Genomic DNA, 6,372 nt, shown 5'->3' with positions numbered 1-6,372 from the left:
GGCAGGTGCGGGCAGCCCTCTCCGCCAGGCGTGGCAGGCGATCAGGGCGCCCAGCAGCGTCGGTCCGGCGATGGTGGGCAGGGCGGGCTTGAGGCCGGGCTGGAGTTGCCCGGGCTCGAATGGCGCGTGGTCACCGCTTGGCGAAGCCGACGACGGTGCCTCCGGTGCGGGGGGCCGGCGTTGACCAGGCCGGATGCGAGGCCTTGTTCGGCGGTGCCGATGCCGTGGCCGCGGAGATGTTCACGGCGGGAATCCGAGGCAAGCGATGCCCACGCGCAGCATGGTCGGCAACCGGCGGCGTCGGACGGCTGAGACTTCAGGGGCCCGGCCGGCGGCGGCCACGAGGCAGCGGCTCGGATTCCGTGAGAACGCAGGCCGCGGCCGGTGCGGTCGTGGGCCATGAGCCCGTCACGCGTGCCGGGACCGTGGCACTTGGGGAGCGCTGCCCGAGGGCTGAGAGACTTCAGACGGTGTCGTAGACCCGTACCTCGGGCGCGGCCATCAGCAGCGGGGACAGGCCACCGACCGCATCGCGGGTGAACAGGTCGCTCGCCGGGTACGCCTTCACGTCGGCCACGGTCTGGAACGGTCGAGACCCTGGACGTCCTCGTCGCGGACGAGGAGCCGCTTGCTGATGGCGCCCGGGGTGGTGTCCGGGAACGGCTGCTTGTACTTGGCGTGGACGTCGGCGGCTTGCGACTCGGTTGGCCGGGTCCACCCGCAGTGTGATCTCACGATATGCCATGGTTATGCCTTGCTCGATCGGCAGGGAATGAGCGGAGCGGTGTGTACCGCAACGTGCCAGCCAAGTTAGGCACTTCAGATGAGGTCCGGTAGAGGATCTCGTTGAATCAGGGCATAAGCAGCGCGTATAGCTAGTTGGCCAGCGGGCGGCGGCGAGCCCGTCGGCCAGGCGGAGAAGGTCCGCAGCGAGCGAGGAGTCGGCGCTCCACACCGATGCGAAGGAGATCTGTACCTCACGGCCCTGGTTCAGCAGCCGCCGGTGCGGGACGTCGGGCGAGGTGAGCTTTGGAGCGGGGAACCATCGCCGAGCCCAAGCCCAGCCTTGTCCACTCCTCCAGGACCTTGTAGCCGGCGGCTTCCCCCGGCGGATACGTGCGCAGGGGCATCTGGCTGGTGCCGGCCGGCGCAGCGGCCTCGACGTCGAGCTCGTCCCCCTCACGGAGCCCCTGACCGTACCCGCACCAGCCGGCCCGCCCACGCCATCCGTGTGCGGGGCGAGTGCATGCCCCGTCGGTGGTGAGGACGTTCCCCACGTCGTACCGACTGGCCGGGTGGCGGATCCTCGCGCCGGGCGGGCGTCCAGGGCTGCGCCGGGCGGGGGCCCAGGGCCCGCCCGGCGTGGAGGGTTTCGGTGCACACGCCGGTGCCGGCGTCTTCGCCTGGAGGTTCCGGGACCCCGGCGGACTCCGGACGGGGTGGACTCGTGGCGCTCCGGTCTTCTGCCGGCCGTCGACCGGATGCTTCCCGGCGAGTGCGTGCATGACCCCATTGGACCTATCGGAGTGCGGTGCACGTGTGGCCTTTGCAGCGTGGTGTGTGACGACCACCAACCGCGTGGTGACGAGTGCGGTCCGTGCCGGCCGTGTCGCCACAGGTTACCGATCCGAAAGGGACGACATGCCCATACGCAGCAGGCCCACGGCCCGCACAGCCGCCGCAGCCGCCATGTGCCTGACCAGTCTGACGGTGCTGTGCGCAGCCCCGGCCCGCGGCACGTCCGGCGCGGCCATCACCCGCCCCGAGCCCGCGGCGCGGGAGGACGGCCCCAGGACCAGCCCACAGGCTGCTCCGTCGCCGGGGCAGACGACCGGTGAGCCCACGCCAGTGAGCCCGAAGCCCGCCACACACACCGTCGCCCCCGGGGACACGCTGTGGGACATCGCCCGGCAGACCCTCGGCGACGCTCTGCGGTGGGACGGCGTCTACACCCTCAACCGGGAGGCCATCGAGGACGAGGCTCACCGGCACGGACGCGCTTCCAGCGACCGGGGCCACTGGATCTTTCCCGGAACCGTGCTCGCCCTGCCCCAGCCCCCGAAGGCGCAGGCTCGGCCGTCGTCGCGGTTCGTGCCCGCTCCGTGCCCGACCACGTCCGAGGAACTGAGGGAGGCCCGTTGCGGGTTCCTCGTCGTACCGGAAAACCGAGCCCACCCGAATGGGCGTACGCTGCGCCTGGCCGTGGCCATGGTCCCCTCGACGTCGCCGAGACCACGCCCCGATCCGATCGTGTTCTTCGCCGGAGGGCCCGGCGCGGACGCCATCGGGGACATCCCGCTGCTCACCGAGGCCGGTCTGAACCATGACCGCGATCTGGTCGTCATGTCCCAGCGCGGGACGCTCTCGTCCCCGCCGGCGCTGACATGTCCTGAGATCGACCGTTTTTACCAGCAGCGCGTCCACCTGCGCTATGACGCCCCCTCCACGGGCCGCAGGTATGTCCAGGCGGCGGCCCAGTGCCGTGAGCGCCTGACAGGCCAGGGGGTCGATCTCGCCGCCTACAACACCATGGAGAGCGCCGCGGACGTGGCGGATCTGCGCAGGGCACTGGGGGTCCAGCGGTGGAACGTGTTTTCGCACTCCTACGGGACGGATCTGGCGCTCACCTACATGCGCATGTTCCCGGAAGGAATCCGCTCCGTGTCCCTCGACGGTGTCGTACCGCCGTCCGTGGCGACGCCTGGGTGGACGTGGAGCAGCGTGAAGGAGGCGTTGGACAACATCCTGAGCGCCTGCGCAGACCAGCCCTCCTGCCGGCAGCGTTACCCGGACCTCGGTGCCACCTTCACCCGCCTGGTGCGTGAGCTGGAGGCCCGTCCGGTCACCACGAACGTGACGGTGCCGGAGGTCGGGACGGTGAAGGTGGTGCTCGACGGCGGGGCGCTGCTGAACTGGATGGTCCGTGCCAGTCACGAGGCCGCCATCTTCCCTTCGGCCGTCGATGAGTTGGCCCACGGCCGCCCCCAGCGCATCGCCGAGCAGTGGGCGGCCACCCGCCTGCCGGGCACGGAAGGAGTGTTCGCTCATGGGTTGTCGCTGAGTGTGTGGTGCAGCGAATGGGTTTCGTACGAGACCCCGCGCGAACAACTGGCCCACGGGCTGCGTGCCTTTCCCGGCTTCCCCCACTCGGTCCTGGCCCAGCCGCCCCAGTTGGCGTTCCTGCGACAGGGCTGCCAGGCCTGGGACGTCCCCAAGGCACCCGCCTCCATACGCGCGGTCACGCGGAGCAGTATCCCGACCCTGGCCCTCTCCGGAAGCTTCGACGCCCAGACCGGAGCCCAGTGGGGCCGTTACGCTGCCGGGACGCTGTCCCACTCCACGGTGGTGACCCTCCCCGGTGTCGCCCACGGGGCGTATTTGAACCGGTGCGGCGCACAGGTGATCACCTCCTTCTACGACGACCCCGACACCCCCGACACCGGATGCGTGGCCGCGATGAAACCCAAGCCGTTCGCCATCGGCCCCGCGGGAGTTGGTACCCGTGGATGAAACGCTCTCGTCCGCCACGTCCGCGCAGTGGTCTCGCCGCGGCTTTCTGCGGGCGACGGCCGCGGCGGGCTGCACGACCGTTGGGCTGACTCCAGCGGTGGCGTCGGCCGAGTCCCCACGATCCGGTGTTTCCGGCGGCGAGGCGAGCGCGCTGTTCGGCGCGCTCGACGACAGGATCGAGGAGGGCATGAAGGCCTACGCGATCCCCGGGGCGGCGGTGGGCGTGCTCCTGGACGGCCAGGAGTACATCAAGGGGTACGGGGTCACCAATGTGGACAACCCCGTCCCGGTCGACGGTGACACCGTCTTCCGGGTCGGCTCGACCACCAAGACCTTCACCGGCACGACGCTGATGCGGCTGGTCGAGCAGGGCAAGGTGGAGTTGGACGCCCCGGTGCGCCGCTACCTGCCCGGCTTCTCGGTGGCCGACCCGGCCGCGTCGGCGCAGGTCACCGTGCGGCAGTTGCTCAACCACAGTGCCGGGTGGCTGGGCGACGACTACCAGGACTTCGGCCCTGGCGACGACGCGCTGGCCGACTTCGTGGCGTCGATGGCCCGCCTGCCCCAACTCACCTCCCCCGGAGAGGTGTTCGCCTACAACAACGCGGCACTGTGCGTGGCCGGCAGGATCATCGAGGTGGTGACCGGCAGAACCTACGAGGCGGCGGTGCGCGGTCTGGTCATCGATCCGCTCGGGCTGGACCACAGCCGCTTCTTCAGCGACGAGATCGTGGGTTTCACCATCGCGGCCTCACACAACGTCGTCGACGGCAGCCCCGTGCTGGAGCCGTCGTTGTGGCCCCAGCCACGCAGCCTCGCGCCGACCGGCGGCCTGATCTCCAGCGCGCGCGACCAACTGCGCTGGGCCCGCTTCCACCTCGGCAACGGCACGGCCCCCGACGGCACGCGACTGCTGAGCAGGACCTCGCTGGTCCAGATGCGCTCACAGCCCGGCCCCGGCGGCACGCTGGTCGTCGAGCTCGACGGCATGGGAGTCACCTGGATGCTCCGGCCGACGGCGCAGGGACCGCGGATCGTGCAGCACGGCGGAACCTGGCCGGGCCAGATCTCGGGCTTCCTGATGGTTCCCCGCCGCGGCTTCGCGCTGACCCTGCTGACCAACTCAGAAGGCGGGAAGCAGCTCAGGGACGAGCTGTTCACCGACGACTGGGCCCTGAGCCGGTTCGCCGGGGTGACCAACCTGCCGGCCACGAGCACGGCGATGAGCGGCCAGGAACCGGCACCCTACGAGGGCCGGTACATGGCACAGCGGATCGACGATGAGGGCGCCGTGGAGGACACCGTCATCGAGCTCCACCGGCACGACGGCAGGCTGCGCGGTACCCAGACGACCCAGGGCCAGACCGGCGAACTCGGTGTCGCCCTCTACCGAAGGGACTTCGGACTGGACCTCGACCCCGAAGGGAAGCCGATCGGCACGCGTTCCGACTTCGTGCGCGGACCCGACGGGAAGGTGGCCTGGTGGCGCAACCACGGACGGCTGCACCGCCACCAGGAGTAGACGGCTCCAGGCTCGGACATGGACTCCGTCCACGCTGACACCGCACCGCACCGCACCAGTGGAACGAAACCCCCGCGGTGCCTTCAGCGCAGCCCCACAGGACCGCTGGAGGCATCGGGGCACTGGGCGACACCACCGGGATCCAGTGCCCCACGCGGACAGACAGGTCATCGCCGAGCAGGACGGACCCGCCCGGAAGCCGTAGCCGGCAAACGGACCGACCGACGCCCCTCTGCGCCTTACCCGAGGTGGAGCGGGGCGATCCCGGGCCCTCGCGCGTGCCGGCAGCAGCGACCCAGCGCCGTCTCCGCCATCTCCGCCGTCTCCACTGTCTGGGCCTCCACGGCGGCGCGGTCGGGTGGGAAGCGGATCAGCAGCGCCCAGCCCGAAAACCCCGTTGCCCAGGGACGTATTCCGAGGTGCGGCGGGACGGGTGCGCGACAATCGGTCCATGTGGATAAGCCTGCTGGGACCACTTCAGGTGCGGTCGGGCGAGGGGGCGGTGGTGAACATCGGTGGGCCGCGGCCGCGTTCACTCCTCGCCCTGCTGGCACTGAACGCGGGGCGGGTGGTCGGCACGGAGCAACTGATCGACGGCCTGTACGGCCAGGAGCCGCCCGACGGTGCCGTGAACGCCCTCCAGTCGCAGGTGTCGCGGCTGCGCCGGGGACTGCGGGCGGCGGGGGTGACGGTGCCGATCGAGATGCATTCGGCCGGGTACCTGCTGGCGGCCGATCCGGAACAGGTGGACGTGCATCGCTTCACGCGGCTCGTACGAGAGGGGCGCCGGTCCCTGGAGGCGGGTGAGTACGACCACGCGGCGGCCTTGCTGCGCGAGGCGGTCGGGTTGTGGCAGGGACCCGCGTTCGCCGATGTCGCGGACGCGCCGTTCGCCGCCGCGCAGGCGGTCAGGCTGGCGGAGCAGCGCGTCGGCGCGGTGGAGGACCTGGCTGAGGCCGAGCTGGCGCTGGGGCGGCATGCGGCGCTGGTGGCGGAGTTGCGGGAGGCGGTGGCCGACCATCCGTTACGGGAGCGGCTGCGGGGGCAGCTGATGCGGGCCCTGGCCGGGGCGGGCCGTCAGGCCGAGGCACTCGCGGTGTTCGAGGACGTACGGCGTCTGCTGGCCGAGGAACTGGGGGCCGACCCCTCGCCCGAGTTGACGGGCATTCACCTGACGGTCCTGCGCGGAGAGGTGCGTTCCGAAGTACGGCCCCGTGCCATGCGCAAGGCCGCCGGGACGGGCTTGCCCGCGCGGGTGAGCAGCTTTGTCGGCCGGGAGGAGGAACTGGCCCGGGTGGGGGAACTGCTGGTCGCGGGGCGGCTGGTGACCCTGGTGGGCC

The 6,372-nt window shown here is 71.1% G+C and carries 4 protein-coding genes; 3 read left to right on the top strand and 1 reads right to left on the bottom strand.

Going from position 1 to position 6,372, the window contains the following annotated elements:
• Nucleotides 1-564: 564 nt before the first annotated feature.
• Complete coding sequence (locus FNH04_RS48225) at nt 565-735, bottom strand: hypothetical protein (protein WP_228031877.1); 171 nt, start codon at nt 733-735, stop codon at nt 565-567.
• A gap of 906 nt (nt 736-1,641) precedes the next feature.
• Here FNH04_RS48225 and FNH04_RS39285 point away from each other — a divergent pair.
• The 3 genes from FNH04_RS39285 to FNH04_RS39275 all read left to right on the top strand — a co-directional run.
• Nucleotides 1,642-3,510 carry an alpha/beta fold hydrolase gene (locus FNH04_RS39285; RefSeq protein WP_194236963.1) on the top strand — a complete coding sequence of 623 codons (1,869 nt, stop codon included), beginning with the start codon at nt 1,642-1,644 and terminating at the stop codon, nt 3,508-3,510.
• Complete coding sequence (locus FNH04_RS39280; protein ID WP_322725166.1) at nt 3,503-5,032, top strand: serine hydrolase domain-containing protein; 1,530 nt, start codon at nt 3,503-3,505, stop codon at nt 5,030-5,032. The genes FNH04_RS39285 and FNH04_RS39280 overlap by 8 nt, the downstream gene beginning before the upstream one ends.
• Before the next feature lie 451 nt (nt 5,033-5,483).
• Nucleotides 5,484-6,372 (top strand): AfsR/SARP family transcriptional regulator (locus FNH04_RS39275; RefSeq protein WP_194236962.1); only part of this gene is annotated, 889 nt, incomplete at its 3' end.

It is taken from the genome of Streptomyces phyllanthi (assembly GCF_009377205.1).
Classification (GTDB): domain Bacteria; phylum Actinomycetota; class Actinomycetes; order Streptomycetales; family Streptomycetaceae; genus Streptomyces; species Streptomyces phyllanthi.
Note: the sequence above shows the minus strand (reverse complement) of the source record. Positions and strands in the feature narration are given on the sequence as shown.